This window comes from Bradyrhizobium sp. SZCCHNRI2009 (genome assembly GCF_032485115.1).
In the GTDB taxonomy this organism is placed as follows: Bacteria; Pseudomonadota; Alphaproteobacteria; order Rhizobiales; family Xanthobacteraceae; genus Bradyrhizobium.
The window spans coordinates 711,355-737,443 of sequence record NZ_JAUEUH010000002.1 but is presented as its reverse complement, the minus strand read 5'-3'; the positions used below and the strand labels follow the sequence as shown (position 1 = coordinate 737,443).

25 protein-coding genes are annotated in these 26,089 nt (G+C 65.3%); 9 read left to right on the top strand and 16 right to left on the bottom strand.

The window, feature by feature from the left end; genetic code table 11:
• Window positions 1-64: 64 nt before the first annotated feature.
• From QX041_RS10955 to eno, 8 genes are all read right to left on the bottom strand, one after another.
• Window positions 65-382 carry a septum formation initiator family protein gene (locus QX041_RS10955; RefSeq protein WP_315711657.1) on the bottom strand — a complete coding sequence of 106 codons (318 nt, stop codon included), beginning with the start codon at window positions 380-382 and terminating at the stop codon, window positions 65-67.
• Window positions 383-462: 80 nt separating this feature from the next.
• Window positions 463-1,173 (bottom strand): GNAT family N-acetyltransferase, encoded by a 711-nt coding sequence (locus QX041_RS10950; RefSeq protein WP_316165289.1) that lies wholly within the window; start codon window positions 1,171-1,173, stop codon window positions 463-465.
• A 26-nt stretch (window positions 1,174-1,199) separates the two neighbouring features.
• Entirely contained in the window at window positions 1,200-1,991 is a 792-nt protein-coding gene (locus QX041_RS10945) for an aldolase (protein WP_316165288.1), read from the bottom strand.
• 145 nt (window positions 1,992-2,136) lie between these two features.
• Window positions 2,137-2,694, bottom strand: a complete 558-nt coding sequence (locus tag QX041_RS10940) for an NADPH-dependent FMN reductase (protein WP_316165286.1) — start codon at window positions 2,692-2,694, stop codon at window positions 2,137-2,139.
• A 147-nt stretch (window positions 2,695-2,841) separates the two neighbouring features.
• The gene (locus tag QX041_RS10935) at window positions 2,842-4,011 is read right to left on the bottom strand and encodes a serine hydrolase (protein ID WP_316165284.1); all 1,170 of its coding nucleotides are present in this window, start codon (window positions 4,009-4,011) and stop codon (window positions 2,842-2,844) included.
• A 247-nt stretch (window positions 4,012-4,258) separates the two neighbouring features.
• Window positions 4,259-5,254, bottom strand: a complete 996-nt coding sequence (locus tag QX041_RS10930; RefSeq protein WP_315750944.1) for an MBL fold metallo-hydrolase — start codon at window positions 5,252-5,254, stop codon at window positions 4,259-4,261.
• A gap of 119 nt (window positions 5,255-5,373) precedes the next feature.
• Window positions 5,374-6,516 carry a zinc-binding dehydrogenase gene (locus QX041_RS10925; protein WP_315750942.1) on the bottom strand — a complete coding sequence of 381 codons (1,143 nt, stop codon included), beginning with the start codon at window positions 6,514-6,516 and terminating at the stop codon, window positions 5,374-5,376.
• Window positions 6,517-6,555: 39 nt separating this feature from the next.
• Window positions 6,556-7,839, bottom strand: coding sequence for a phosphopyruvate hydratase (gene eno, locus QX041_RS10920; protein ID WP_315738192.1), 1,284 nt, complete (start codon window positions 7,837-7,839; stop codon window positions 6,556-6,558).
• 169 nt (window positions 7,840-8,008) lie between these two features.
• On the opposite strand from eno, the gene queF reads away from it, so the two are divergent.
• A complete protein-coding gene (gene queF, locus QX041_RS10915; RefSeq protein ID WP_316165282.1) occupies window positions 8,009-8,485 on the top strand; it encodes a preQ(1) synthase in 477 nt (158 codons plus the stop codon).
• A 25-nt stretch (window positions 8,486-8,510) separates the two neighbouring features.
• The gene (locus QX041_RS10910; RefSeq protein WP_316165280.1) at window positions 8,511-8,816 is read left to right on the top strand and encodes a hypothetical protein; all 306 of its coding nucleotides are present in this window, start codon (window positions 8,511-8,513) and stop codon (window positions 8,814-8,816) included.
• A 314-nt stretch (window positions 8,817-9,130) separates the two neighbouring features.
• On the opposite strand, the gene QX041_RS10905 is transcribed toward QX041_RS10910, so the two are convergent.
• The 7 genes from QX041_RS10905 to secG form a co-directional block, all read right to left on the bottom strand.
• A complete protein-coding gene (locus QX041_RS10905; RefSeq protein WP_316165278.1) occupies window positions 9,131-9,712 on the bottom strand; it encodes a hypothetical protein in 582 nt (193 codons plus the stop codon).
• 736 nt (window positions 9,713-10,448) lie between these two features.
• Window positions 10,449-11,657, bottom strand: a complete 1,209-nt coding sequence (locus QX041_RS10900; RefSeq protein ID WP_316165277.1) for an MFS transporter — start codon at window positions 11,655-11,657, stop codon at window positions 10,449-10,451.
• Window positions 11,657-12,520 (bottom strand): 3-deoxy-8-phosphooctulonate synthase, encoded by an 864-nt coding sequence (gene kdsA / locus QX041_RS10895; RefSeq protein WP_316165275.1) that lies wholly within the window; start codon window positions 12,518-12,520, stop codon window positions 11,657-11,659. The genes QX041_RS10900 and kdsA overlap by 1 nt, the downstream gene beginning before the upstream one ends.
• 117 nt (window positions 12,521-12,637) lie before the next feature.
• Window positions 12,638-12,964: an NIPSNAP family protein gene (locus QX041_RS10890; RefSeq protein ID WP_316165273.1), complete on the bottom strand. Its 327-nt coding sequence runs from the start codon at window positions 12,962-12,964 to the stop codon at window positions 12,638-12,640.
• 185 nt (window positions 12,965-13,149) lie between these two features.
• A complete protein-coding gene (locus tag QX041_RS10885) occupies window positions 13,150-14,307 on the bottom strand; it encodes an IS481 family transposase (RefSeq protein ID WP_315759740.1) in 1,158 nt (385 codons plus the stop codon).
• Between the two features lie 127 nt (window positions 14,308-14,434).
• Entirely contained in the window at window positions 14,435-16,066 is a 1,632-nt protein-coding gene (locus tag QX041_RS10880; RefSeq protein WP_315750932.1) for a CTP synthase, read from the bottom strand.
• A gap of 167 nt (window positions 16,067-16,233) precedes the next feature.
• On the bottom strand, window positions 16,234-16,617 hold the full coding sequence (secG, locus tag QX041_RS10875; protein ID WP_315711638.1) for a preprotein translocase subunit SecG: 384 nt from the start codon (window positions 16,615-16,617) through the stop codon (window positions 16,234-16,236).
• Window positions 16,618-16,827: 210 nt separating this feature from the next.
• Here secG and QX041_RS10870 point away from each other — a divergent pair, with 210 nt between their 5' ends.
• Window positions 16,828-17,394 (top strand): XRE family transcriptional regulator, encoded by a 567-nt coding sequence (locus QX041_RS10870; RefSeq protein ID WP_315711636.1) that lies wholly within the window; start codon window positions 16,828-16,830, stop codon window positions 17,392-17,394.
• Window positions 17,395-17,396: 2 nt separating this feature from the next.
• Window positions 17,397-17,924, top strand: coding sequence for a GNAT family N-acetyltransferase (locus QX041_RS10865; protein ID WP_315711635.1), 528 nt, complete (start codon window positions 17,397-17,399; stop codon window positions 17,922-17,924).
• Window positions 17,925-17,951: 27 nt separating this feature from the next.
• Here QX041_RS10865 and tpiA read toward each other — a convergent pair whose 3' ends face one another.
• Window positions 17,952-18,707 (bottom strand): triose-phosphate isomerase, encoded by a 756-nt coding sequence (tpiA, locus tag QX041_RS10860; RefSeq protein ID WP_315750930.1) that lies wholly within the window; start codon window positions 18,705-18,707, stop codon window positions 17,952-17,954.
• A gap of 222 nt (window positions 18,708-18,929) precedes the next feature.
• On the opposite strand from tpiA, the gene QX041_RS10855 reads away from it, so the two are divergent.
• From QX041_RS10855 to QX041_RS10835, 5 genes are all read left to right on the top strand, one after another.
• Window positions 18,930-20,837, top strand: a complete 1,908-nt coding sequence (locus QX041_RS10855) for a peptidylprolyl isomerase (RefSeq protein WP_316165447.1) — start codon at window positions 18,930-18,932, stop codon at window positions 20,835-20,837.
• 22 nt (window positions 20,838-20,859) lie between these two features.
• Window positions 20,860-21,873: an anthranilate phosphoribosyltransferase gene (gene trpD, locus QX041_RS10850; RefSeq protein ID WP_315711632.1), complete on the top strand. Its 1,014-nt coding sequence runs from the start codon at window positions 20,860-20,862 to the stop codon at window positions 21,871-21,873.
• A 16-nt stretch (window positions 21,874-21,889) separates the two neighbouring features.
• Window positions 21,890-22,708, top strand: a complete 819-nt coding sequence (trpC, locus tag QX041_RS10845; protein ID WP_315827486.1) for an indole-3-glycerol phosphate synthase TrpC — start codon at window positions 21,890-21,892, stop codon at window positions 22,706-22,708.
• A 2-nt stretch (window positions 22,709-22,710) separates the two neighbouring features.
• Window positions 22,711-23,205: a cyclic pyranopterin monophosphate synthase MoaC gene (gene moaC / locus QX041_RS10840; RefSeq protein ID WP_316165272.1), complete on the top strand. Its 495-nt coding sequence runs from the start codon at window positions 22,711-22,713 to the stop codon at window positions 23,203-23,205.
• A gap of 152 nt (window positions 23,206-23,357) precedes the next feature.
• Window positions 23,358-26,069, top strand: coding sequence for an EAL domain-containing protein (locus tag QX041_RS10835; RefSeq protein ID WP_316165270.1), 2,712 nt, complete (start codon window positions 23,358-23,360; stop codon window positions 26,067-26,069).
• Window positions 26,070-26,089 lie beyond the last annotated feature (20 nt).

Genomic DNA, 26,089 nt, shown 5'->3' with positions numbered 1-26,089 from the left:
CCTGCGTTCGTTACGCAGACGCGAGGCGAGTCTCACAACGGATGCATCGCGGAGACCGGCTCGCTCAGTTCGGCCGATTGATCCGGATCAGATCACGCGGGTTAGCGTAGCCGAGCTGGAAGCGGGCGCGCTCATCGAGCATGTCGGGATCGACCCGGTCGGAGCGCAGCAGCGACACGCGCTTCTCACCCTCCGCCCTCTCCTGCTTCAGCCGGGCGAGCTCGGAGGTGAGCGCAATGATCTCCTGGTCGAGTTCCTGACGCGCGGTCAGGCCGTAGCGGCCGGTATAGGCGTTGATGCCGAAATAGCCGATGATGGCGGCCGCCATCGTGTAGAGGGCGAGCCCGGTCAGGAACGATTTGAGCCGCGCGCGGGAGACCATGGGCCGGAAGATGGGGGGGCTTGGTTAAGGATCTGCTAATCTGCGCCGCGGCGGCTTCGTTCCGAAGGTCCCATCACGCGTCACTGGCTGACGGATTGCCGAAGCACCGTGAAACACAAGGTGGCTCGCGACACGAAGCCGAGACGCTCATACAGCGCGATCGCGGCATGATTGTCGTCTATGACGTGGAGAAACGGCGTCTCGCCCCTGCCCCTGATGGCCGTCATCAGGACCGTGACGAGCCTCTGGGCATAGCCAAGGCCGCGATAGTCCGGATGGACACAGACCGCGCTGATTTCCGTGAACCCGTCGAGGCGCATGCGCTCCCCGGCCATGGCGGCCAGGCGCTCCCCGTCACGAATACCTATGTAGCGGCCCAGCTCGCGGGTCCTGGCCAGGAACGGACCGGGTTTGGTCCGTGCAGTCAGCTCCAGCATCGCCGGGATGTCGCGCTCGTCCAGCACCTCGACCGCGGCATCCCCCACGGGATCGACCGCCCCGACGGCAACCATCTGGCGGACGCTGGCTCTGAGCCGGACGCCAAGGCCGCGCACATCGCCCGGGGGTGCAGGGGTCACGATCGCAACGACATCCTCGTTGGCAAGGTCGGCGAGCTCAGACCACGCAGCATCGCTGTCGTCCGACATGGCGGCAAATGGCGCAATCGCCGCCGGATAGCGACGAGCATGCGCGGCGCCCTCCGCAAGCGCTCGGTGCCCGGTGGTCAGGGCTGACCAGACGGGGCGATCCAGCGCTGCGTGCTGCTCGGCAGAAAGCTCCAATTTGGACATCGAACCAGCCTCCAGACGATCCGTCCTCAGCTCCGGTAGACCGGCTCTTCGAGGTCGAGCATGCGCTTGACGGCCTCGAGGTGCAACCGAGCCGATTCCGCATCTCCTTCGCGCATCTGGCGATAGGCGGCCTCGGCGATCTCGGGCGCGACCGGCACCACCTTGCGGCCGGTCGACAGCGCCAGGCACTGCACCTGGCAGGCGCGCTCAAGGTAGTAGAGATCGTCCCAGGCTTCGGCGATGGTCGGCGCCAGAACCATGACGCCATGATGCTTCATGAAGACGATGTCGGCATCACCGACAGCCCCGGCGATGCGATCCCCCTCCCGCGCGTCGAGCGCCAGCCCGTTGTAGTTCGCGTCGACCGCGGTTCGCCCATAGAATTTCAGCGCCGTCTGCCCGGCGAAGATCAGCGGGTCGCCTTCGGTCATCGACAGCGCGGTGGCGTAGGGCATGTGGGTGTGGAACGCGACCTTGGCGCGCGGCAGCGCCTTGTGGATGCGGGCGTGGATGTAGAAGGCGGTCGCCTCCGGGCGGCCGTCGCCGGCAACGACGTTGCCGTCGAAGTCGCACACCAGGAGCTTCGAGGCCGTCAGTTCGCGGAACGCATAGCCGTAGGGATTGACGATGAAGAGGTCGTCATAGCCGGGGACCAGCGCCGAGAAGTGGTTGCAGATGCCCTCCTCGAACCCGTGCCGTGCCGCCATCCGGAAACAGGCCGCGAGGTCGATCCGCGTCTGCCAGACGGCCTCCGAGTCGAGATCCGGCTGGTTCGGGCCGGGCCTCGACGACGACGCGGGTGTGAACGAATGGGCCATCGTGCTTCCTTGGCAACGCGCATCCTTGCGCAAGTCCGGCATCGCCTTGAAACGGATCGGGCAAGGCGCGTCAACGCCCTGCCCGCATCATACCCGTCATGCAGTTGCCGACCGCCGCAGGTGGACGCGGCGGCGGCGAACGCGATCAGCCGTTCTGCTTGGCCACGAATGCGGCGAATGCATCCAGATATTGCTGCAACACCGTCTTGAGCGAATCCTTGACCAGCTCGCCCTGGGCGTCGAAGGCGTCGCCGACGCCATTCAGGTAGATTTCCGGCTGCCCCATGACCGGGCCCGAGATGCCAGGCATGATGTTCTGCAGATGCTTGGCCGCCGCCACGCCACCGAGCGGGCCCGGCGAATTGGAGATGAGGCCGACCGGCTTGCCCAGGAACGAACTCTGCCCATAGGGACGCGAGGCGACGTCGATCGCATTCTTGAGCACGCCGGGAATCGAGCGGTTGTATTCCGGCGTCAGGATCAGCACGCCGTTCGAGGCCTTCAGCTTCTCCCGCAGGGCGAGCCAGTCGGCCGGCGGATTGGCTTCGAGATCCTGGTTGAAGAACGACAGGCCGTTGAGCGTGGTCACGTCGATCTTCAGGCTGGCCGGCGCCAGCTTGGCGAGCGCATTGGCGATCTTCAGGGTGAAGCTCTCCTTGCGGAGACTGCCGACGAGGGCGACGATCGAATAAGGTGCGGGCATGGGGAATCCTTTGAGGAGCGGGGTGTGGAGCGCACTTAAGGCGCGCGAGCAGGAACATGCAAGTGCATGGACCATCCTCACGCGAAACACTGCGTTTCATCGCAAGCAACGCCCGAGTGTTCCCGACCCTTGCCCGCGTCGTGGAGCTCAGCCGGTCCCCTTGAGACAGCGCGTGAATTCCGCCACCGCCTGATGTGTGAGCCAGATCGCCTGCCCGTCGACCGGCTGCGCCCACGACGAGACCTTGGCGATCACGATGCCGTTGGCGGCATCGACGAACAGGTTCTGGCCGTGAATGCCCATCGCGAACATCAGCTGCGGCGCGTCGTTTGTGACGTACCAGCCGCTGCGATAGTGCATGTTGCGGCTGATCGCGGCAAAACTGTCGCGCCATTGGCCGTCGCGCCAGGCCTGCACATCGCCATTGCGCCTGATGTCGTCGATCCAACCTTCGGGAATGATCGTGTGAGAGCCCCGCCGCCCGCCTGACAGCAGGAGCTGGCCGAGCCGGGCGACGTCGCGCAAGGTGGCGCAGAAGCCGCCGGTGCAGCGCGGCGCGCCGTTGCGGTCGAGGGTGATGAAGGCCTCGCCGCTCGCCCCCATCGGCTTCCACAGCAGGCTGCCGGCGAGGCTCGCGAAGCTGCGGCCGGTGGCGCGCTCGATCGCCCATCCCAGCAGATCGGTGTTGGACGAGACGTAGCTGAAGGCGCCGCCATGCGGCGCCGCCTGAGCGCGCATCGTCGCAAAGAAATCGTGCAGGTTCGGCGTCGTGCCCGGCGCGACCGGCTCCCAGCCCGCGGCGTCGGCATAGGCCTGCAGGCCGGCACCATCGAACACGACGCCCGCACGCATGTCGAGCAGCTGCCGGATCGTAGCGCCGCGATAGGCCGTGGCGGCCACTTCCGGCACATAGCGCGTGACCTCGGCGTCGACATCGAGCTCGCCGCGGCCGGTCAGGATGCCGGCCATGAGGCCGGTGATCGACTTGGTCGCCGACATCAGGATGTGCGGCGTGTCGCGGTCGGTGCCGCCGTCATACATTTCGAAGACGATGCGGCCGTCCTGCAGAATCAGGAGCCCGTCGGTCGCCGTCGCCTTCAGGAAACCGTCGAGATCGAGCGTGCCGCCCTTGGGCAGCCGCACGCTGAAATCGTCGAACGACACGAGGCTCGACGGCAGCGTCCAGGCGCTGCCCGGCGCGCTCTCGATGTCGGCGACCGGCAGGATCGCGCGGATGTTGTGAAAGGCCCAGCGGCTGAACGGCGCAGTGCGCCAGTTGGAGAGATCGGCGTTGGAGGGAGAGGGATCGGTCGACATACGAATCCTGCGGGATTTCCGAGGTGCTCGACATAGGGGTTCGCAACAGGCCCGGAAAGCCCGGCATTTCGCATATGCAAAAACGCTCAGGCCGCCCGAAGGCGGCCCCCTCTCTCCTCCGTCATTGCGAGCGAAGCGAAGCAATCCAGGGCTCGGTTGGGACTCTGGATTGCTTCGTCGCGGAGCCTGTCCTCGGGCTCGCCGGAGGCGAGACCCGGGGGCTCCTCGCAATGACGCTAACCGATATTCAGATCACCGGATTCCACGGCGCCGGAATCAGCCGGTACTTGGCGCCGTCCTTCTCGACATAGCCCACTGAAGGGAACGAGAAGTGGAAGCCGATCACCTTGGCCTTCTCGGCGGCGGCCATGTCGTAGAACCTGTGCCGCGTGGCCTGCGCCATCTCGGCATCGGTGTCGAACATCACGTGCCAGTCGGGGTTGCGCAGGAACAGCTCGGGAACGTTGGTGACGTCGGCCTGGATCAGGACCCTGGCGTTGCCGGACGCGACCGCGAACGAGGTGTGTCCCGGCGTGTGACCGGGCGTGCCGAGCGCGGTGATGCCGGGCGCGACCTCCTTGTCCCACTCGTACTGAGTGATATTGCTCTCGAGCCCGCCGAACACCTTCTTGAAGTTGGCGAAGTTGCCCTTCATCAAGTCGGTCTGCGCCTTGGCGGCGTTCTCGTCGCTATTCCAGAACGCCCACTCCTTAGCCGGCACCTTCAGCTCGGCGTTCGGGAACGCCAGCGAGCCGTCCGCGAGCTTGAGGCCGTTGATGTGGTCCCCATGCATGTGGGAGAGCACGACGACGTCGATGCTCTTCGGATCGACGCCGGCGGCAGCGAGGTTCTGCAGCGTGCGGCCAACCGCGCCCTTGCTGGCCTCGAAGGCGCCAGCGCCGTTGCCGGTGTCGATCAGGACCAGCTTGGAGCCGGTGTTGATCAGCTGCGGATTGAAGGGGATCGTGATCATGCCCTTCGGCATGTAGGCGCTTTCGGCAGCCGCGAGCGCGTCGTCCTTCGCCGTGTTGACGACGAACGTGTCGGGCATCGGGAAGGTGCGCGCGCCGTCATTGACGGAGGTGCATTCATAGTCGCCGACCTTGTAGCGATAGAAGCCGGGCGCCTGCGCGCCGGCGGGTGCAACCGCTGCGCGTGCCCGTCCGGCCAGCGGCGGCAAAGCGGTTGCAGCCCCGGCGAGGGCCGCACCGGCCAGAAATCGACGGCGATCCAATCGGGTCATGACAAATCTCTCCTCAGTGCTCCATGCGGCTGACACCGCCCCCAGACAAACGGGGCGGATTGTCTCCGCATGCGGGCCAAACGCAAGCCCGTCAGCAACGTCCGAGGAGCGACGTTAGGTCACTTCTCTTTGTTGGGGTCGATGAGGAATTTTTCGCCGGTGGCCCGTTTGGCGTACACGGCAAGGTTGGCCGGATCGAGCGCCTCGGACAAGGAAACCACCTTGGTGTAGTGGCTCGCAAAGGTCGTCTTCAGCTCGTCGACGACGCGCTGGCGCAGCCGCTCGGTATCCGCCTTGCCGATCTTCATCAGGAACGGAAACAGCAGCCAGCCGCCGACGCTCCAGGTCATGCCGAAGCCGCGCGTGATCTCGGTCGGGCGCGTGTCGAGGCTACCGTAGATGTAGACCTGCTTGTGCACGTTCGAGCCGTAGCGGCTGTAGGGATGCTTGCCGGACTTGTTGATCGCAGCTTCCATCGCGTTGAGGATCTGGCCGGCGAGCTTGCCGCCGCCGATCGCATCGAAGGCGATGGTCGCGCCGGTCTCGACCAGCGCCGCGATCAGGTCGTCCATGAAAGTCGGCGCCGTCGAATCCACGATGTATTTCGCGCCGATGCCGCGCAACAGCTCGGCCTGATCAGCGCTGCGCACGATGTTGACGAGCGGGATGCCGTCCTTGAGGCAGATCTTGTTGAGCATCTGCCCGAGATTGGACGCGGCGGCCGTGTGCACCAGCGCAGTATGGCCCTCGCGCCGCATCGTCTCGGTCATGCCGAGCGAGGTCAGCGGATTGACGAAGCAGGAGGCGCCCTCGGCCGGCGTGGTGCCGGCCGGCAGCGGCAGGCATTCGGAGAGCTTCAGGCAGCGATACTGGCTGTACATCGCGCCGCCGATGGCCGCGACCGTGCGGCCCATCAGCGCCTTGGCGGCATCCGAGGAGCCGGTCTTGACCACCACGCCCGCGCCCTCGTTGCCTACGGCCAGGGACTCGTCGAGCCGGCCGGCCATCGCCCGCATCCCCGCCTCCGACACCTTGGCGGTGATCACGGGCCGCTCCTTGGTGCCGGACGCCTGCATGGTCGCGAGGTCCGCCGCGCCGACGAGGAGGCCGAGATCGGACGGGTTGATCGGCGCCGCCTCGATCCGCACCACGACCTCGTCTGGTCCCGGCTCGGGGGTCGGCACGTCGACCAGCGAGAGCTCGAGCTCGCCGCTGCGCCTGATCAACGTCCGCAGTTGCAGGCCCTGTGTCTCGACACCCATGCGTGCCTCCCTTTTTCTTTGCTTTAGCTTGGTCCAGACTCAGGCCAGCGCCTTCAGCGCCGCCCTGCCCGCATACTTGGCCTGCGCGTCCAGCTCCTGCTCGATGCGCAGCAACTGGTTGTACTTGGCGGTGCGGTCGGCGCGCGCCAGCGAGCCGGTCTTGATCTGCCCGCAATTGGTGGCGACCGCGAGATCGGCGATCGTGGAATCCTCGGTCTCGCCGGAGCGATGCGACATCACGGCGGTGTAGCCGGCCTTGTAGGCCATCTCGACCGCGGCCAGCGTCTCGGTGAGCGTGCCGATCTGGTTGACCTTGATCAGGATCGAGTTGGCGCGGCCGTTGCGGATGCCGTCGGCGAGACGGTTGACGTTGGTGACGAACAGGTCGTCGCCGACGAGCTGGCACTTGTGGCCGATCAGGTCGGTCAGCTCCTTCCAGCCGTCCATGTCGTCCTCCGACATGCCGTCCTCGATCGAGGCGATCGGGTAGCGGGCGACCAGATCCGCAAGATACTTGGCCTGCTCGGAGCGCGAGCGCGACTTGTTCTCGCCCTCGTAGACGTACTTGCCGTCCTTGAAGAATTCGGTCGCGGCGCAGTCGAGCGCCAGCATGACGTCCTCGCCGGCGGTGTAGCCGGCCTTGCCGATCGCGCTCATGACGAAGTCGAGGGCTGCGTCCGCCGACGGCAGGTTCGGCGCGAAGCCGCCCTCATCGCCGACATTGGTGTTGTGGCCCGCCTTCTTCAGCTCGGCCTTGAGCGTGTGGAAGATCTCCGAGCCGCAGCGCAGCGCCTCCGCGAAGCTCGGCGCGCCCACCGGCATGATCATGAACTCCTGGAAATCGATCGGATTGTCGGCGTGGACGCCGCCATTGACGATGTTCATCATCGGCACCGGCAGGGTGCGGGCCGAGGTGCCGCCGACATAGCGATACAGCGGCATGTCGTAGGAGATCGCCGCGGCCTTGGCGCAGGCGAGCGAGACGCCGAGAATCGCGTTGGCGCCGATCCGGCTCTTGTTCTCGGTGCCGTCGAGCTCGATCAGGATCTGGTCGATCTGGACCTGGTCCTGCACCGACATGTCGCTGAGCGCCTCATAGACCTCGTCGTTGATGGCTTCGACGGCCTTCAGCACGCCCTTGCCGAGATAGCGGTGCTTGTCGCCGTCGCGCAGCTCGACCGCCTCGTGGGCGCCGGTGGAGGCGCCGGACGGCACCGCGGCGCGGCCGACCGAGCCGTCCTCCAGCACGACGTCGACCTCGACCGTGGGATTGCCGCGGCTGTCCAGGATTTCGCGGCCGATGATGTCGACGATGGCGGTCATGGGGTCCTCTTACGGCGTTTCCGGGTGGGCATTGCTGCGCCGCTTCTACCGCAAGGTCACGGGGGCGAAAAGGCCAAGTGGAGCAGAACTCGCGTCGAAATCACGAACCGGATGACGCACGCCCGGCGATTGGCTAAACGGGCGCCAATCGCGACAGGTGACACGACATATGGCGAAAAGATCCAACACCACCATGACATCGGCCGGCCTTCAGCTGGGCCGCCATGTGGCCGCCCCCGACAGTCCGGAAACGGCAACGCTCGACCGCGTTCCCAATCCGCAGAAGGACACGGATTACCTGGCCCGCTTCACGGTGCCCGAGTTCACCTCGCTGTGCCCGGTGACGGGACAACCGGATTTCGCCCATCTGGTCATCGACTATGCCCCCGGCCCCTGGCTGGTGGAATCCAAGTCGCTGAAGCTCTATCTGGCCAGCTTCCGCAACCATGGCGCGTTCCACGAGGACTGCACCGTCGCCATCGGCAAGCGCCTCGCCGCCGAGATCAAGCCGAAATGGCTGCGCATCGGCGGCTACTGGTACCCCCGCGGCGGCATCCCGATCGACGTGTTCTGGCAGACCGGCAAGCTGCCGAAGGGCCTGTGGGTGCCAGACCAGGGCGTGGCGCCGTATCGTGGGCGGGGGTGAAGCTGATCGAGGAAGGAGGTACGCCGTGAACGGCGCAGTAAAGCATGCCCGCCTGTCGGTGCACTGTCCCAAGTGCACCATAACCGTCACGTGGCCGCCCTCGCTGTCAGCAGAACACAAGGCGAGGATCGCAAGGGAAATCCGCCGCAGTCAGATTGCGGGCCACAAATTGCTCGCCGCCGAGTTCGGCTTCTCCATGGCGGAAGCAAAGGCCCTGACGCTACACGTCACACAGACCGCGGGCACGTGTCACCGCTGCCGCCGTCCCCTTTCCCGGAAGGACGATGTGATCGTCTGCGAGATGTGCCGGTCGGCAAATCTCGACTGGTAGTCGCCGATCGCGCGCGGGCCTGAAGGCCGCCGGTCCCCGGCGCCTCGTACGCACTTTCGCACTACCGCTAAACTACATTATTGAGAAGTGCTTCCAAACCTCTCCCAGGCGGGTCTTAGGAGATTCAATTTGCATGGATTTGATCTCTTTCGTTTTTACATCTCTCCCCCGCATCACACATCCTTCTCCGCTTATGACAAACTTGCTTTCCTGCAAAAACGACTTCGGGAAAGGAGTCGCCAAAACGAAATCCAGGAGGGAGGCAAGATCGCTTTTCGATCGATTCGAGTTCTTCTTCGACCCCTTCAACATGATTACCCCGTACATTCTTCCGTTTGAAAACGGGTAGGCTGCATCATCATTGAAGTCGGTATCAAAAGAGACGAGCGTGTATCCGAGCCGCGAGCAGTACTGGAATGAAAGTCGTCAGACCGACCCTGATTGCCTAGCTCTACCGCACTAAGCACCTTCACCTTCTTTTTCCACCAAGATCGCTTCCTAAAATTATCAATGATCGACGCTGGAATATTTTCGTCGAAATACAAGAGCGGCTTCTGCTTGCCCGTTTCGCCGGTGCTTAGCCTAATACCACTCAAGCTCAACCGAGGTGCTTCGGCAACGCCAAAGGTTGCGCCACAAAGGCTTTCAATGACCGCCGGAACGAACCCAGTGAACTCCAAACGCTTCTTTGCTTGGGTCCTCGCGATGGCGTTGCAGCGTCGTGGGACGACCAGCGGTGGCGGACCGTAAATGCGGGTACAGCAGCCGCAGCCCAGCGTCGATCCATGGTTCTGAGTCGCCCGACGGGTGCGTTCCCGTTTGACTTTCCCGTTCTCTGCAACCACCAAACCGCTGCTCCTGAAAGCCGATTTTTCCTGCGCCTTCAAACCGATCACCCCTGTCCAGACCTTCCGCGAAAAATATTCTACTTTCGTTTTATCAGAATTCGTGATTGACTATCGTCGTCCCGTCTCGATCAGAGGGGCGCTTCGCGGTCGTCACGGACGTTGAGGCGGGATGCGGTGGGCGTGTCGGGTTCGCAGCGTGATCAGTCATGCGGACGAACGAGCCTGATACGCCGGCGAAGTCGTATGGTCCTGGCCTCCCGACGCTGAGGCTCCGCTGGCGGTGATGATGATCCGCCGGTCACGGGGGCAAGACAGCCCGGTCCCCGGGGAGAGTACGTATAAGCCGCCCAACCATCGCGCGGGGAATGCCGGGATGTCTCGGCTGAACCTGTGGTTCCTGCCGCCTGCATTTTTTTCTGCAGGCGGGCCATGGGGGCGGCCAGCTCCCGGCATTCCCCGCGCCCTCTTCTCAGAAAGAGGGCATGTCCCAAGGCAAAGCTCGGACGCAGACGCGCCGCGAGATGGCGGCGGTGCGTCCCGCGGCCAACGAAAGCGCCGATATGTCTCAGCCGCGCATCTTCAGCATCGAGAGCGAGAAACGCCCTCGCCGCACTTCCCCAGGACCATCGCAGCTAACGATGGGCATTTTACCCTCGCCCGTCTCCACGTCGTCATGCCCGGGACAAGCCCGGCCATGACAGAGCAACAAATTAGCAGGCGTTGCTGCCGCGACGGGACCATGTCTTCAGATGCAATGGGCCCGCGCCCGTGTCCGACATGGCCGTCAGCTGACCGCCGCATCTGCCGGCGGCCGCTGCCGCAGCAGCGCGGCGCAGGCGAAGCCGAGCACGACCATCATGATGGCGGCGATCAGCAAGGTCGGCTGCTTGCCACCGTGGACCAGGCCGAAGCCGTAGGCGATCGGGCCGACCGTCTGGCCCATGAAGAAGAAGAACGAGTGCAGCGACATCGCGGTCGCGCGCGCCCCGATCGACAGCTCGCTGGCGAACACCTGCAGGCAGCCATGGATCATGTAGAAGCCCCAGCCCATCAGCAGCATGCAGCCGAACTGCAGCTTCCAGCCCGGGCCGAAGGCGAGCGCGGCGAGCTGCAACCCGACCAGGGCAGCGCCCGTGATCATCATGCCCTTGACGCCGAGCCGCGGCAGGAAGTTCGAGACCGTGAACGTGTAGAACAGGCCGCCGACCGCGAAGCCTGCGATGACGATGCCCGCGATCGACAGCGAGGTCTCGCCGAGATCGAACAGGAACGAGGCGATGAACGGAAACAGCCCGAACACGCAGCAGCCTTCGACGAACACCGCCGAGAAGCAGAAGCGCGAATTGGGGTTGGTGAAGATGGTGCGGTAGCCCTTCCTCAGCGCGGCGAGATCGGTGGTCGGCGCATGCGTGACCTTGGCGCCGCGAAAGCCTGCCGCCACCGCGAAGGAGGCGATCAGCCCGAGCGCGCCGAGGATCGCGAGCACGCCACGCCAGCCGATGAAATCGCCGATGATGCCGGATGCCGTCGCGCCGAGCAGGTTGCCCGCCATCGAGCCCGCGAGCGTGCGGCCGATCGCGACCTGCCGCTTGTCGGGCGCGACGAGATCGCTGGTCAGCCCGAGCGCCACCGGAAACACGCCGCCCGAGGCGATGCCCGCGAGGATGCGCGTCGCGAACAGCAGCGGAAACGAGGTGGCGAGCGCACCGAGGATGCTGGCGACGCCGAGCAGCGCCAGGCACAGCGTCATCAGCCGCGCCTTGCCGAACAGATCGGCGGCGGCGCCGATTGCCGGCTGGATCAATGCGTAGATCAGCGCATAGCCGGCGGCGATGCTCGCCGCCGTGGTGATGCTGATCGCGAAATCCTCGGCGACATGCGGCAGCACCGGATCGAGCGCCCGCGTCGACAGCGCCGCCGAGAAGCCCGCCAGCGCGATGATGTTCACCGCTGGTGGAAACTTTCCCGCGGACTTGGCGACGGTCTGGTGCATCAGCGCCCGGCGTCCGCCGACGGCGCCTTGGCGAGTGCGTCGAAGGCCATCAGCGTTCGCAGCAGCCCCTCGAACTGCGCGAGCGGGACCATGTTCGGCCCGTCGGAGGGCGCGTGATCGGGATCGGGATGGGTCTCGATGAACACACCGGCGACGCCGACGGCAACGGCCGCGCGTGCGAGCACCGGCACGAATTCGCGCTCGCCGCCCGAGGACGTGCCCTTGCCGCCCGGCTGCTGCACGGAGTGGGTCGCATCGAAGATGACCGGCGCGCCCGTCGTGCGTGCCATGATCGGCAGCGCGCGCATGTCGGAGACCAGCGTGTTGTAGCCGAACGAGACGCCGCGCTCGGTGACCAGCACGTTGCGATTGCCGGAGCCCGTGATCTTGGCGACCACGTTGGCCATGTCCCAGGGCGCCAGGAACTGGCCCTTCTTGACGTTGACGACCTTACCCGTCGCCGCGGCCGCGAGCAGCAGGTCGGTCTGCCGGCACAGGAACGCGGGGATCTGCAGCACGTCGACGGCCTGCGCCACCTCGGCGCACTGGCTGGCGTCATGCACGTCGGTCAGCACCGGCAGGCCGAGCGAAGACCGGATCTCGGCGAAGATCGGCAGCGATTGCGAAAGCCCCAGCCCGCGGGCCGCCGAGGCGGAGGTGCGGTTGGCCTTGTCGAACGAGGTCTTGTAGACGAGGCCGATGTTCAGCCGCGCCGCGATCGCCTTCAGCGCCGAGGCGACCTCGAGCGCATGCGCGCGGCTCTCGAGCTGGCATGGGCCGGCGATCACGGCGAGCGGCAGGTGGTTGCCAAACTTGACGGAGCCGAGGCTGACGACCGGCGCGGCAGAGATCGAAGCGTTCACGACATCATCCTCATGAGAGCGCGCGACCATGGCCCAGCGCCGGCTGCCGGATCAACCGGCGTTTGCCAGCGAATAGCAGGGTTGCGGGGATCGGTCATCCCAGCCCCTCCCCGGGCTCTATTTCAACGCCGAGAACGCCGTCGGCACCAGGAACTGGCTGGTGATGTTGGCAACGATCTGGCCGTCCTCCTCGCTCTTGGCACGCGCCGAGATCCAGTCGGGATCGGACATGAACTTGGTCCACTTGGTCTCGCGCTCGGCGAGCGATTCCCAGGCCAGGAAATAGGTCAGGTCCTGGTTGGATTCGCCGATCAGGGTCGTGAAGAAGCCCACGGGGCGGATGCCGTGCTTCTCCCACAGCTTCAGCGTCGTGGTCTCGAAGCGCTTCAGCAGCGCCGGCAGCCGGCCCGGAATGCAGCGATAGATGCGGCTCTCGTAGATCATCTGATCCTCCCTGATCTTTTCTGGCTTCGCGCGATCGGGGAGCGTTGTCGCAACAATCGTCGCGGCCGTCAAAGGTCGCGTTGCGCGCCTCGGCCGTCATTGCGAGGAGCGTCAGCGACGAAGCAATCCGGAGTCCCGCCCGCGACTCTGGATTGCTTCGCTCCTGTTCAGCCCGGAGACATAGCTTACACCTGTTCGGGGACATAGTTGACAGTTTTGGGGTCGCGCAGATCAATCGCTGCGATCTGATGTGCGGCAAAGAAAATTCCGAACTTTCCGTCGGCACTGAGTGGCCGGATAGCCAGCCGCTCACCTCGGAAGGCTTGCGGGACTTTCCAGAGCCGCCCCTCGAAACTGACGTAGGCCTTCGTGCTCGACACGGAACGGATGCTCTCACCCTCGTCGTATTCGACGATCGGAAGCCGGTCTGGCATCGCACGTTGGCTCGGTTGATAGCGGCTTGCCGGCACGTCGAAGTTCAAGGCCTCGTGCGGCCGGTCGAGATTGTAGACGGAGCGCCATCCGTCGAGTGCCCGCTGGACATCGGGAAGATCACGGTAGCGCCTGAAGGCAAACACCTCGGCCTTCAGACTACGGTGGAAGCGTTCGTTCTTGCCGCGGCTCTGAGGATGGTAGGGCCGGCTGTGGATCGTTCGAACGCCGAGCTTCAGAAGCCAGACCGTCAACGCGGTCCAGGGGTCTTCGAGGGTAAATCCCCAGGGGCCACCATTGTCGACGAACATCGCATCCGGCAGTCCATAACGGCGGAACGTCGTCTCCAAATGTCCTTTGACCGTAGAGCCGCGCTCGTTGTCACAAGCCGCCAGGCACAACGAGAAGCGGGAGTGATCGTCCAACGCTGTCAGCGGATGACAGGACACACCATTCTCCAGCGCACTGTGCCCCTTGAAGTCCATCTGCCACAGCTGATTGGGCGCATCCTTCTCGAACCGCGTGTAGGGCTGTCCGGGCGTGCCTGCAGGCTCGACCACTCGATCGTAGCGGCGCAGGATGGTGTGCACGGTAGATATCGCCGGGACAGCTTGACCATCACGCTCAAGACACCGTGCAAGCTTGCGCGCGCCCCAGGCCGGGTGAGCATCGCGCAATGCGACAATCTGCTGCTCGGTCGCAGCCGCGGTGCGCTCCGGACTTCGATGAGGCCGCCGCGACCGATCCGCCAGCGCCGTGTCCCCAGCGTCGTGCCGCTGGATCCATTTGTAGCCCGTCTGAGGGCTGATGCCGAACCGCCGACACAGCTCCCGCCGGTTCGCCCCTTCCTGCTTGGCAAGCATCACAAACTCTCGTCGCTGGTCCATGACAGACACCTCTCGCCACGGCATCGCTCGCCCCTCTGCTTGACGAATCGAGCCGATTTTGAAGTGTCAACCATCTCCCCGAACACCCGTCAGCTATGTCCCCGGGCTGAACACTCCGCTCGCAATGACGGCACTTGGCGACAAAGGCCTGCTACACAAGCCGGCTCTGCACCACCGCGGCCTGAATGAACGACGCGAACAAGGGATGCGGCTCGAACGGGCGCGACTTCAGCTCGGGATGGAATTGCACGCCGATGAACCAGGGATGGTCCTCGTATTCCACGATCTCCGGCAGCACGCCGTCCGGCGACAGGCCGGAGAACTTCAGACCGTGCTGCTCGAGCCGATCCTTGTAGGCGGTGTTGACCTCGTAGCGGTGGCGATGGCGCTCGGAGATCTCGGTGGCGCCGCCATACACCTCGGAGACGCGGCTGCCGCGCTTGAGCGCCGCAGGATAGGCGCCGAGCCGCATCGTGCCGCCGAGATCGCCGCTCTTCGAGCGCTTCTCCAGCTCGTTGCCACGCAGCCATTCGGTCATCAGGCCGACCAGCGGCTCCTTGGTCGGGCCGAACTCGGTCGAGTTGGCCTCGGTGATCCCAACCAGATTGCGCGCCGCCTCGATCACCGCCATCTGCATGCCGAAGCAGATGCCGAAATACGGCACGTCGCGCTCCCGCGCGAATTGCGCCGCACGGATCTTGCCCTCGGCGCCGCGCTGGCCGAAGCCGCCGGGCACCAGGATGCCATTGACGTGCTCGAGGAACGGCGCGGGGTCTTCGTTCTCGAACACCTCGCTCTCGATCCAGTCGAGCTTGACGCGGACCTTGTTGGCGATGCCGCCATGCGACAGCGCCTCGATCAGCGACTTGTAGGCGTCCTTCATGCCGGTGTACTTGCCGACGATCGCGATCGTGACGTCGCCTTCCGGGTTGCGGACGCGCTCGTTGATCGTGTGCCAGCTCGAAAGCGCCGGCGGCACCCGCGGCTCGATGCCGAACGCGGCCAGCACCTCGTCGTCGAGGCCGGCGGCATGATAGGCCTCCGGCACGGCATAGATGTTGTCGACGTCACGCGCCTCGATGACGGCGCTTTCGCGCACGTTGCAGAACAGGCCGAGCTTGCGCCGTTCCTCCTTCGGGATCGGGCGGTCGGTGCGGCACAGCAGGATGTCAGGCTGGATGCCGATCGAGCGCAGCTCCTTGACCGAATGCTGCGTCGGCTTGGTCTTCAACTCGCCGGCGCTCGGGATGTAGGGCAGCAGCGTGAGGTGGATGTAGATCGCGTGATGGCGCGGCAGCTCATTGCCGAGCTGCCGGATCGCCTCGAAGAACGGCAGGCCCTCGATGTCGCCGACGGTGCCGCCGATCTCGACCAGCACGAAATCGTACTCGTCATTCCCGGACAGGACGAAATCCTTGATCGCGTTCGTCACGTGCGGGACGACCTGGATGGTCGCACCGAGATAGTCGCCGCGCCGCTCCTTGGTCAGGATGTCCTGGTAGATCCGGCCCGTGGTGATGTTGTCGGCCTTGGTCGCCGGTCGGCCGGTGAAGCGTTCGTAATGTCCGAGATCGAGATCGGTCTCGGCGCCATCATCGGTCACGAACACTTCGCCGTGCTGATACGGCGACATCGTGCCTGGATCGAGGTTGAGATAGGGGTCGAGCTTGCGAAGCCGGACCTTGTAGCCGCGGGCCTGCAGCAGCGCGCCTAACGCGGCTGAAGCCAGACCCTTTCCGAGCGAGGAAACCACGCCGCCGGTGATGAAGATGTACCGCGCCATGGGACCCTACCTTTAATGCCGCGCGCTCGATTCGCCAAAACGAATCGCTTGCAGCCCGCAACGCTGTCGCGGGCCTGTGGGTTACTTCAAAATCTGAATGGTCTCAGGTACTTGAGACCGCTTCATGACGCAGGACGCCAATTGCGTTCCTGCATGGCTTATCCGCGTTATTGCGATTGCGGTGCCTGCGGCGCAGCCGGAGCCGCGGGAGCCTGCTGCTCGTCGGCCTTCTTGAGCTGGTCGAGCACGCCGCCCCCGGTCGGCGCCACCGGGGTCGCACCGCCTGACTGGGTCTGCCCAGGCAAGGTGCCGAGAATCGAGGTCGGCTTGCGATCCAGACCCGCGAGCCAAGTCAGCGCCAGGCTGGTGAGGAAGAAGAGGAGTGCCAGGATCGCGGTCGTGCGCGTTAACAGGTTGGCCGTGCCGCGGCTCGACATGAAACCGGCGCCGCCGCCCATGCCAAGGCCACCGCCCTCGGATTTCTGCAACAGCACCGTACCGATCAGGACGGCGACAATCATGAGGTGGATGACGATCAAGACAGTCTGCATGGTGACCTTCCGTCACAAGCCCTCGCAGGCCCCGGCCGGAGGCCGGGATCGCGAGAGCTTCGCGGGCTATTCGGAAATTTGCGCGGTGTTACACGATCATGTCGGGCAACGCCACCCCGCAGATAATCGCAGCCGCGCTTCTCACAAGCGCTGCCGCGCCGCCCGTCGTCGAGGCTTGCCCGACCATCCATTTTCTACTATTAGAGACATATGGATCAAATAATAGACGACTTCAGCCAGCGGCTGGCGCGCCGCCTGCTGCTGGAACGGGACAGCCGCGGCTGGTCGCTGGCCGACCTTGCCGAGCGCTCGGGAGTGTCAAAGGCCACCATCAGTAAGATCGAGCGCGCCGAGGTCAGCCCGACGGCGGTCATCCTGGTCAAGCTGGCAAGCGCGTTCGATCTCACGCTGGCCGGCTTGATGCTCCGAGCCGAGGCCCAGTCGGAGCGCCTGTCCAAGGCGGCCGAGCAGCCGGTCTGGCGCGATCCGGACACGGGCTATGTCCGGCGCCAGGTCTTTCTCAGGCCGGATCATCCGATCGAGTTGGTGACCGTCGAGATGCCGGCGCACCGCAGCGTGACCTTGCCGGCCTCCTCCTACATCCACATCCGCCAGCTTCTCTGGGTGCAGAGCGGGCAATTGACCATCACGGAAGGCGCGGAACGCCACGTCCTCGGCCCCGGCGACTGCCTCGGCTTCGGCCCACCGATCGACACCACCTTTGCCAACGAGTCGGACGCACCCTGCGTCTATGTCGTGGCGCTTGCCCGGAGTTGAGAATGTCCGCGATTCGAATTGCATCCCTATCGGACACACCGGTCGTGCGAAGCGCGCTTCGCGCCATGCTGATCGAAACGGTCGCCGATGGTGGTTCGGTCAGTTTCATGCACCCGCTTCGCGAGGAGGATGCCGACGCCTTCTGGCGGGAATCGCTTTCGGCCGCGGCGCGCGGCGAACGAGCCGTTCTTGGCGCCTTCGACGGCGAGGATGTGATTGCGACCGTCACGTTGCAGCTGAAGCTGCCGCCGAACCAGCCGCACCGCGCCGAGATCGCAAAGATGATGACGCGCATCAGCCACCGCAAACGCGGAATCGCGACCGCGCTGCTGCGCGCGGCCGAAAACCTCGCCCGCGCGCACGGTCGGACGATGCTGGTCCTCGATACCGCCGAGGATGGGGGCGCCTCACGGCTTTATGAAAGCGTCGGCTTCCAGCTGAGCGGAACCATTCCGGACTATGCCTTGAAGCCGCATGGCGGCCTTACCGGCACGAAGATCTATTGGAAGCGAATCGAACAGGCGGACTGAGGCGTGCGCTTTCGCTCACGTTGCTTCTCAACAGCCCTTCGCAATGGCGAGAAAGTCTGAGGCTTTCAGGCTGGCGCCGCCGACCAACGCGCCGTTGACATTCGCGACCGCCATCAGCTCGGCCGCATTGGAGGGCTTCACCGAGCCGCCATAGAGGATGCGCGTCCGCGCTCCCTCCTGCTTGAAGCGATCGATCAGCAGCTCTCTGATAAAGGCATGAATCTGCTCGACATCCTTGGCAGTCGGGGTCAGGCCGGTGCCGATCGCCCAAACCGGCTCATAGGCCACGACCAGGTTGCCGGCCCGTGATTCCTGCGGCAGGCTGAGGTTGAGCTGGCCGCGCAGGATGTCGAGCGTCTGCCCTGCATCGCGCTGCTGCTGGGTTTCGCCGACGCAAACGATCGCGACCAGCCCGGCGCGCCACACCGCCTCGGTCTTCTGGTGCACCACAACATCGCTTTCGCCATGATCGGCACGCCGCTCGGAATGGCCGACGATGATGGCGGTGGCGCCAGCATCGGCCAGCATCTCCGCCGAAATGTCCCCGGTATGGGCTCCCGACGCCTTGGGGTGGCAATCCTGAGCGCCAACCGCGATCGCGTGGGAGCCGCGCGCCCTTTCGGCGAAGCCTGCCACCAGGGTGGCGGGAGGACAGACCAGCAGGTCGGCCTTTCCGGTGACCTCGGCGGCTCCGGCCAGCATGGCGTCGAACTCGGCGGTCGAGGCCTTCAGGCCGTTCATTTTCCAATTGCCGGCGATCAGCGGCCGGATGCGGTCGGTCATGGCGGGATTCCAGCAAATGTTGTGACGGACATCGGCTAGCAGAGCCCTTCGACGAGCACCAGAGCGGGAGCCGTCTTCCCACCGCTTCAATCGGCCTCAGGGCCGAGGTTGCGACCGGGCGGCCGCCTCTTTATAAGCCGTTTCAACTCGGTGACGGCCTTTTGCGGAATCTGCTTTAAGGCGCGGCCTCTTCATCCTTTTTCCTGCAGACAGACTGGACCCATGCTTCGAGGATTACGCAAGGCCTCATCAAACTGGCTCGGCAAGACCATCATGGCGGTGGTCATGGGCGTTTTGATCGTCAGTTTCGGCATCTGGGGCATCGCCGACATCTTCCGCGGCTTCGGGCAGTCGACGGCTGCAACCGTGGGACGCACGGAGATCTCGGTCAACGAGTTCCGGCAGATCTATACCGACCGGCTGCAGCAGATCGGCCGCCAGCTCGGTCGTCCGCTGACCACCGAGCAGGCCCGCATGTTCGGGCTCGACCGCTCCGTGCTGCAGCAGACGATTGCGGAAGCCGCCCTCGATGAGCAGGCTCGCCGTCTCGGTCTCGCCCAGTCCGATGCGGAGACCATGCGGGTGATCCTCAGCGATCCCAACTTCAAGGGCCCGAACGGGGCGTTCGACCCGCAGCGCTTCCAGGCCATCATCCGCAATTTCGGCTTCACCGAGCAGCGCTACCTGGCTGACCAGCGCCGACAGTCGCTGCGGCGGCAGATCACCGGCACGATCGCGGCCGGGCTGGAGCCGTCCAACACGATGCTCGAGGCGCTCGGCCGCTTCCAGAACGAGCAGCGCTCGATCGATTACATCAAGCTCGACGCGGCGCAGGCCGGCACCATCGATGCGCCCTCGCCCGAGGTTCTCGCGTCCTATTTCGAAGAGCACAAAGCCCAGTTCAAGGCGCCGGAATATCGCAAGATCTCCTTCGTCGTGGTGACGCCCGAAGAGATCGGCAAGTGGACCGACGTATCTGACGAGGACGCCAGGAAGCTGTTCGACCAGCGCAAGGCGCTGATGGGCACGCCGGAGAAGCGCCAAGTCCAGCAGATGACCTTCTCCACCATGGAGGAGGCACAAGCGGCGCGCGCCCGGATCGCCGCGGGTGAAGTCACGTTCGACGAACTCGCCAAGGAGCGCAACCTCAACCCAGCCGATCTCGATCTTGGTCTGGTGACGAAATCGGCGATTCTCGACCCTGTCGTTGCCGATACCGCCTTCTCGCTGCCGACCGGCGAGGTCAGCCAGCCCGTCAAGGGCGCATTCAACGTGGCGCTGGTCAAGGTCAGCGCGATTCAGCCGGGCCAGCAGCCCGAATATGAGAGCGTCGCTGCCGACATCAAGAAGGAGATCGCAGCCGACCGCGCCAAGTCGCAAGTCGCCAATCTTCGTGACAAGATGGAAGACGAGCGCGGCGGTGGCGCCAGCGTCGCCGAGGCAGCCAAGAAGCTCGGTCTCAATGCCATCACGCTCGAAGCCGTCGACAGGTCCGGCAAGCAACCCAACGGCCAGCCCGTTTCGAACATCCCGCTTGGCCTCGATGTCGTTGCGCAGGCCTTCACCAGCGATGTCGGTGTCGACAACGAGCCGATCTCGTTCCGCGGCGGCTATGTCTGGTTCGAGGTTCTCGGCATCACCCCGCCGCGCGATCGCCCCCTCGACGAGGTCAAGGATCAGGTCGCCGCGCGCTGGCGCGATGACGAGGTCGCCACCAAGCTGCGCGCAAAGGCCACCGAGCTGGTCAAGAAGCTCAGCGAGGGCGGCAAGCTCGCCGACGAGGCGGCATCGCTCGGCGTGAAGGTCGAGACGGCCAGTGCGTTCAAGCGCGACGCCTCGGTGCCCGGCGTCCCCACCGGCGCGATCACCGCCGCATTCCGCACGGCGAAGGACGGCGTCGGCCAGACCGAGGCTGATGGCGGCCGGCGGTGGATTGTGTTCCGTGTCACCGACATCATCGAGCCTAAGGTCGACCTCGCGTCCGAAGATACCAAGAAGCTGAAGGACCAGTTGCAGCGCGCGCTCGCCGACGAGCAAGGCACGGCCTATGTCATGAAGCTCGAGAAGGACATCGGGACGACGATCAACGAGGCTGCGGTGGCCCAGGTGGTCGGCGGCAACAATCAGTGACGGTTTGCTAGGGGCACGCGTGATGGACGATCTCAAGTCGATCATTGGCAAGGTGGCGACCGGCGCGCCGCTGTCCCGCGAGGAGGCGGCGTCCGCCTTCGACAGCATGATGTCGGGCGAGGCGACGCCGTCGCAGATGGGCGCGCTGCTGATGGCGCTGCGCGTGCGCGGCGAGACGGTCGAGGAGATCACCGGCGCCGTCAGCGTGATGCGGGCGAAGATGCTGCGCGTCGATGCGCCGGCGAGCGCGGTCGACATCGTCGGCACCGGCGGTGACGGCTCCGGCTCGGTCAACGTCTCGACCTGCGCCTCCTTCATCGTGGCCGGCGCCGGCGTGCCGGTCGCCAAACACGGCAACCGCGCACTGTCGTCCCGCTCCGGCGCCGCCGACGTGCTCGCCGCGCTCGGCGTCAAGATCGACCTGAAGCCTGACCAGGTCGGGCGCTGCGTGCGCGAGGCCGGCATCGGCTTCATGTTCGCGCCCGCGCATCATCCGGCGATGAAGAACGTCGGGCCGACCCGGGTCGAGCTCGCCACCCGCACGATCTTCAATCTGCTCGGTCCCCTGTCCAATCCGGCCGGCGTCAGGCGCCAGATGGTCGGCGTGTTCTCGCGGCAATGGGTCGAGCCGTTGGCCCACGTGCTGAAGAATCTCGGCTCGGAGGCCGCCTGGGTCGTGCACGGCTCCGACGGGCTCGACGAGATCACCTTGACCGGCCCGACCTTTGTCGCCGCGCTGGAGAACGGTCATATCCGCACCTTCGAGGTCACGCCCGAAGAGGCCGGGCTTGGCCTGTGCGGCAGCGACGGTCTGAAGGGCGGCGACGCCGAAGCCAACGCGGTGGCCCTGCAGAGCGTGCTGGACGGTCTGCCGAGCCCCTATCGCGACGTGGCGCTGCTGAACGCCGCGGCGGCCCTGGTCGTTTCCGGACGCGCCAAGACGCTGAAGGAAGGCGTCGCAATCGGCCGGGATTCGCTCGACAGCGGCGCCGCGGCGGCGCGGCTGAAGCAGCTGATCGAGGTCTCCAACAGCTGATCCACCGGAGCGTGCCATGTCGGACATCCTGACCAAGATCGAAGCGTATAAGCGCGAGGAGATCGCGGCCGCCAAGCGGGCATGCCCGTTGCCGGAGCTCGAGGCCCGCGCGCGTGACGCTTCGCCGCCGCGCGGCTTCGTTGCCTCGATCCGAGCCAAGCATGCGAACGGCGACTACGCGCTGATCGCCGAGGTGAAGAAGGCCTCGCCGTCCAAGGGACTGATCCGCGCCGATTTCGATCCGCCGGTGCTTGCCAAGGCCTACGAGGCCGGCGGCGCGGCCTGCCTGTCGGTGCTGACAGACACGCCGTCGTTCCAGGGCCATCTCGACTTCATGGTCGCCGCGCGGGCCGCGACCGCCCTGCCCGTGCTGCGCAAGGACTTCATGTTCGACACCTACCAGGTGATCGAGGCGCGTGCTCACGGCGCCGACTGCATCCTCATCATCATGGCCGCGCTGGACGATGCCGCCGCTGCGGACATCGAGGCTGCCGCGCTCGCCCACGGCATGGATGTGCTGATCGAAATCCATGATCGCGCCGAGCTCGATCGCGCGCTGAAGCTGCGCTCGCCGATGATCGGCATCAACAACCGCAACCTGCGAACCTTCGAGACCACGCTGGCGACCTCCGAAGCGCTGGCGCCGCTGGTCCCGGTCGAGCGTCTTCTGGTCGGCGAAAGCGGCATCTTCACGTCGGCCGATCTCGCGCGCCTGGCGCGCGTCGGCATCCAGACCTTCCTGGTCGGCGAGAGCCTGATGCGGCAGGCGGACGTCACGGCGGCGACGCGCGCGCTGCTTGCGCGCAATGCCGCCTCCGCCAGCGCGGCTGAGTGACCATGGCCGACAAGTCGCCCGACGCTCCCGCCCTCACCCACATCGACGCCCGCGGCGAAGCCCGCATGGTCGACGTGTCGGACAAGGCCGCGACCGAGCGAACCGCGACCGCCGAGGGCCGCGTCGTCATGAGCCCGGCGACGCTTGAGCTCATCCTGTCCGGCAACGCCAAAAAAGGTGACGTGCTCGGCACTGCCCGCATCGCAGGCATCATGGCCGCCAAGCGGACCTCCGAGCTGATTCCTCTGTGCCACCCGCTGGCGCTGTCCAAGGTCACCGTCGACATCACGCCCGATGCCGCGCTACCCGGCTGCCTCGTCAGCGCCACCGTCAAGGTGACCGGGCCGACCGGCGTGGAGATGGAAGCCCTGACGGCCGTGTCCGTCGCCTGCCTGACCATTTACGACATGATCAAGGCGGCCGAGCGCGGCGTACGCATCGAAGGTATCCGCTTGACCGAAAAGATCGGCGGCAAGTCCGGGCACTATCGCGCCTGAAGAGATTACCAAGCCAAATACAACTTCGAATTAATTGTTCGCTAACTCAACTTCCTAACCTCACTTCCATTGCGGACCGATAGCAATGGTTGTGGGAGGGACATCGTAGCGGTTCCATCCCGAAGCGCCGATCGCAAGCGTATTCAGGACCGATGACGACCAACGCTAGTCCAGGGAATGCCCTCAGAGCTTCGACCGACCGCGGTGGACCGATCCGCTGGCTGGTCGGCGGAGGCCTCGTGCTGATTGCAGCCATCGCGATCGGTACGACCATCATGGCCGACAGTTTCCGGGAACGCGCGCTGAACAGCGCGACGCGTGAGCTGGAGAACACCGTCCTTCTGCTGGCGCGCCATTTCGATCAGCAGATGGAGGATCTCGGCGCGATCCAGCGCGATCTCGCCAACTACGTCCGACAGAACCACATCGACAGCGGCGCCCGCTTCAAGGAGCAGATGGGAAGCGCCGCCGTCAATGCCATGCTGAAGGACAAGCTGAGCGCGGTGACCTATGTCGGCGGTTTGAACATCTTCGACTCCGACGGCAACCTGATCAACTCCGGAGCGGCCTGGCCGGTGCCGCCCGTCAACATTGCCGATCGCACCTTTTTCAAGCGGCTGAAATCCGATCCGACCGCGCCGCAACTGCTGATCGAACCGGTGGTGGGCCGGATCACCGGCACATATGTCGCAGTCATTGCCTTGAAACTGACCAGTCCCAACGGCGAGTTCCTGGGCATCATCAGCCGCAGTCTCGAACCAATCAATGTCGAGCGGTTCTTCGCCTCGGTCGCGCTCGGGCCCGACGCGGCGATCTCGATGATGCATCGCGACGGAACCCTTCTGGCCCGCCATCCACGCCATGAGGGCATGCAGAACCAGAACTACAAGAACGCGCCGATCTTCCGCCAGATCCTGGCCGGCGATGGCAACACCACGGGCATTTTCAGCAGCCCCGTCGACGGCGAGCACCGCATCGGCGCATCGCACCGGCTGACGAGCTATCCCTTGATCGTGACCGCGACGACGACGGTCTCGGCGGCGCTCGCCGACTGGCGCGAGCAGATGCGCTTCCTGATCGCCGTCGGCGTGACGTCGGTGCTGCTGATCTCCGGCATGCTTTACGTCGTGGTGCGCCGGCTGATCAGCGACCACGACGCCTCCAGCCGCCGCTTGACGCTGGAGAAGGAACGGCTCGACAAGGCCGTCAACAACATGACCCAGGGCCTCTTGCTGTTCGATGCATCGGAGCGCCTGGTCATCAGCAACCAGCGCTACGTCGACATGTACGGCCTGTCTGCTGACGTCGTGAAACCAGGCTGCACGTTTCGCAAGCTGATCGCGCACCGCAAGGCCACCGGATCGCTGGCGGGCGACGACGTCGAATATGCCGATGCGGTGCTGCGCGACATCGGCCGCAAGACCTCGCAGATCATCGAGACCACGGACGGTCGCTGGATCCAGATCGTCAACGAGCCGATCGCGGGCGGCGGCTGGCTCGCCACCCACGAGGACATTACCGAGCGCAAACGGTCCGAGGAGCAGATCACGCATCTGGCGCACTACGACGCCCTGACGGATCTGCCGAACCGCACCCTGTTCCACGAGCGCCTCAAGGAGGAGCTGACCGGCGTCCCCCAAGGCCGGCGCCTCGCGCTGCACTACATCGACATCGACGAGTTCAAGGGCGTCAACGATTCGCTCGGCCACCTCATCGGCGACGAGCTGTTGAAATCCGTCGCGGCGAGCCTGAGCGCCTGTGTCGGCACCGCAGGGTTCGTCGCCCGCCTTGGCGGCGACGAGTTCGCCGTGGTCCAGACGGCGATCCGCAACCGGGAGGATGTCGAACAGCTGATCGAGGATATTCTCGGCGCGATCCGCGCCCCGCGTGACTGCCTCGGCCATCAGCTCACGGCCGACGCCTCGATCGGCGTAGCGATGATCCCCGAGCACGGCACCGATCTCGACCAGATCATGAAGGACGCCGATCTGGCGATGTACGCCGCCAAGGCCGCGGGACGGCGCACCTGGCGCTTCTTCGAGCCCGAGATGGACGCCCAGATCAAGGCGCGCCACCAGCTCGAGGTCGACCTGCGCCAGGCCATGGCCGACGATCGACTCGAGGTCTACTACCAGCCTTGTCTGAGCCTGCAGGACGACCGCATCGTCGGTTGCGAGGCGCTGGTGCGCTGGAAGCATCCGACCCGCGGCGCAGTCTCGCCGGCCGAGTTCATTCCGATCGCCGAGGACACCGGCCTCATCAACCTGCTCGGCGAACGCGTCCTCCAGGTCGCCTGCACCGAGGCGGTGAGCTGGCCGGACGACATCCGGCTCGCCGTCAACGTCTCGCCGGTGCAGTTCAAGAGCGGCACCCTGGCGCTCAAGGTCGCCAATGCACTTGCGACCTCCGGCCTGCCGCCGCATCGGCTGGAGCTCGAGATCACCGAAGCGGTGCTGATCCGCGACGACGACGCGCTCGACACCCTGCACCAGTTGCGCGCGCTCGGCGTCCGCATCGCGCTCGACGATTTCGGCACCGGCTATTCGAGCCTCAGCTATCTCCAGCGCATTCCGTTCGACAAGATCAAGATCGACCGCTGTTTCGTCAAGGACATCACGGAGAGCGAGGGTTCCGCGGCGATCGTCCAGGCCGTGGTCAACATCGCCGCCATCCGCAAGATGTCGACGACCGCCGAGGGCGTCGAGACCGAGGCGCAGCGGCAGCTGCTGAAGCGGCTCGGCTGCTCGGAGATGCAGGGCTATCTGTTCAGCCCTCCGAAGCCCGCAGCCGACGTGCGGCAATTGTTCGCCGCGCAGCGCGCCAATCCCTCATCCGGCCGCCGTTCGCGCTCGGACGCCGCCTGATCCGGTTCCGAACCGATAAA

Excerpts from the sequence above, each read along its gene's own strand:
- QX041_RS10955 (WP_315711657.1), bottom strand. The coding sequence starts at position 382 with ATGGTCTCCCGCGCGCGGCTCAAATCGTTCCTGACCGGGCTCGCCCTC.
- QX041_RS10950 (WP_316165289.1), bottom strand. The coding sequence starts at position 1,173 with ATGTCCAAATTGGAGCTTTCTGCCGAGCAGCACGCAGCGCTGGATCGC.
- QX041_RS10945 (WP_316165288.1), bottom strand. The coding sequence starts at position 1,991 with ATGGCCCATTCGTTCACACCCGCGTCGTCGTCGAGGCCCGGCCCGAAC.
- QX041_RS10940 (WP_316165286.1), bottom strand. The coding sequence starts at position 2,694 with ATGCCCGCACCTTATTCGATCGTCGCCCTCGTCGGCAGTCTCCGCAAG.
- QX041_RS10935 (WP_316165284.1), bottom strand. The coding sequence starts at position 4,011 with ATGTCGACCGATCCCTCTCCCTCCAACGCCGATCTCTCCAACTGGCGC.
- QX041_RS10930 (WP_315750944.1), bottom strand. The coding sequence starts at position 5,254 with ATGACCCGATTGGATCGCCGTCGATTTCTGGCCGGTGCGGCCCTCGCC.
- QX041_RS10925 (WP_315750942.1), bottom strand. The coding sequence starts at position 6,516 with ATGGGTGTCGAGACACAGGGCCTGCAACTGCGGACGTTGATCAGGCGC.
- eno (WP_315738192.1), bottom strand. The coding sequence starts at position 7,839 with ATGACCGCCATCGTCGACATCATCGGCCGCGAAATCCTGGACAGCCGC.
- queF (WP_316165282.1), top strand. The coding sequence starts at position 8,009 with ATGGCGAAAAGATCCAACACCACCATGACATCGGCCGGCCTTCAGCTG.
- QX041_RS10900 (WP_316165277.1), bottom strand. The coding sequence starts at position 11,657 with ATGCACCAGACCGTCGCCAAGTCCGCGGGAAAGTTTCCACCAGCGGTG.
- QX041_RS10890 (WP_316165273.1), bottom strand. The coding sequence starts at position 12,964 with ATGATCTACGAGAGCCGCATCTATCGCTGCATTCCGGGCCGGCTGCCG.
- QX041_RS10885 (WP_315759740.1), bottom strand. The coding sequence starts at position 14,307 with ATGCCGTGGCGAGAGGTGTCTGTCATGGACCAGCGACGAGAGTTTGTG.
- QX041_RS10880 (WP_315750932.1), bottom strand. The coding sequence starts at position 16,066 with ATGGCGCGGTACATCTTCATCACCGGCGGCGTGGTTTCCTCGCTCGGA.
- secG (WP_315711638.1), bottom strand. The coding sequence starts at position 16,617 with ATGCAGACTGTCTTGATCGTCATCCACCTCATGATTGTCGCCGTCCTG.
- QX041_RS10870 (WP_315711636.1), top strand. The coding sequence starts at position 16,828 with ATGGATCAAATAATAGACGACTTCAGCCAGCGGCTGGCGCGCCGCCTG.
- QX041_RS10865 (WP_315711635.1), top strand. The coding sequence starts at position 17,397 with ATGTCCGCGATTCGAATTGCATCCCTATCGGACACACCGGTCGTGCGA.
- tpiA (WP_315750930.1), bottom strand. The coding sequence starts at position 18,707 with ATGACCGACCGCATCCGGCCGCTGATCGCCGGCAATTGGAAAATGAAC.
- QX041_RS10855 (WP_316165447.1), top strand. The coding sequence starts at position 18,930 with ATGCTTCGAGGATTACGCAAGGCCTCATCAAACTGGCTCGGCAAGACC.
- trpD (WP_315711632.1), top strand. The coding sequence starts at position 20,860 with ATGGACGATCTCAAGTCGATCATTGGCAAGGTGGCGACCGGCGCGCCG.
- trpC (WP_315827486.1), top strand. The coding sequence starts at position 21,890 with ATGTCGGACATCCTGACCAAGATCGAAGCGTATAAGCGCGAGGAGATC.
- moaC (WP_316165272.1), top strand. The coding sequence starts at position 22,711 with ATGGCCGACAAGTCGCCCGACGCTCCCGCCCTCACCCACATCGACGCC.
- QX041_RS10835 (WP_316165270.1), top strand. The coding sequence starts at position 23,358 with ATGACGACCAACGCTAGTCCAGGGAATGCCCTCAGAGCTTCGACCGAC.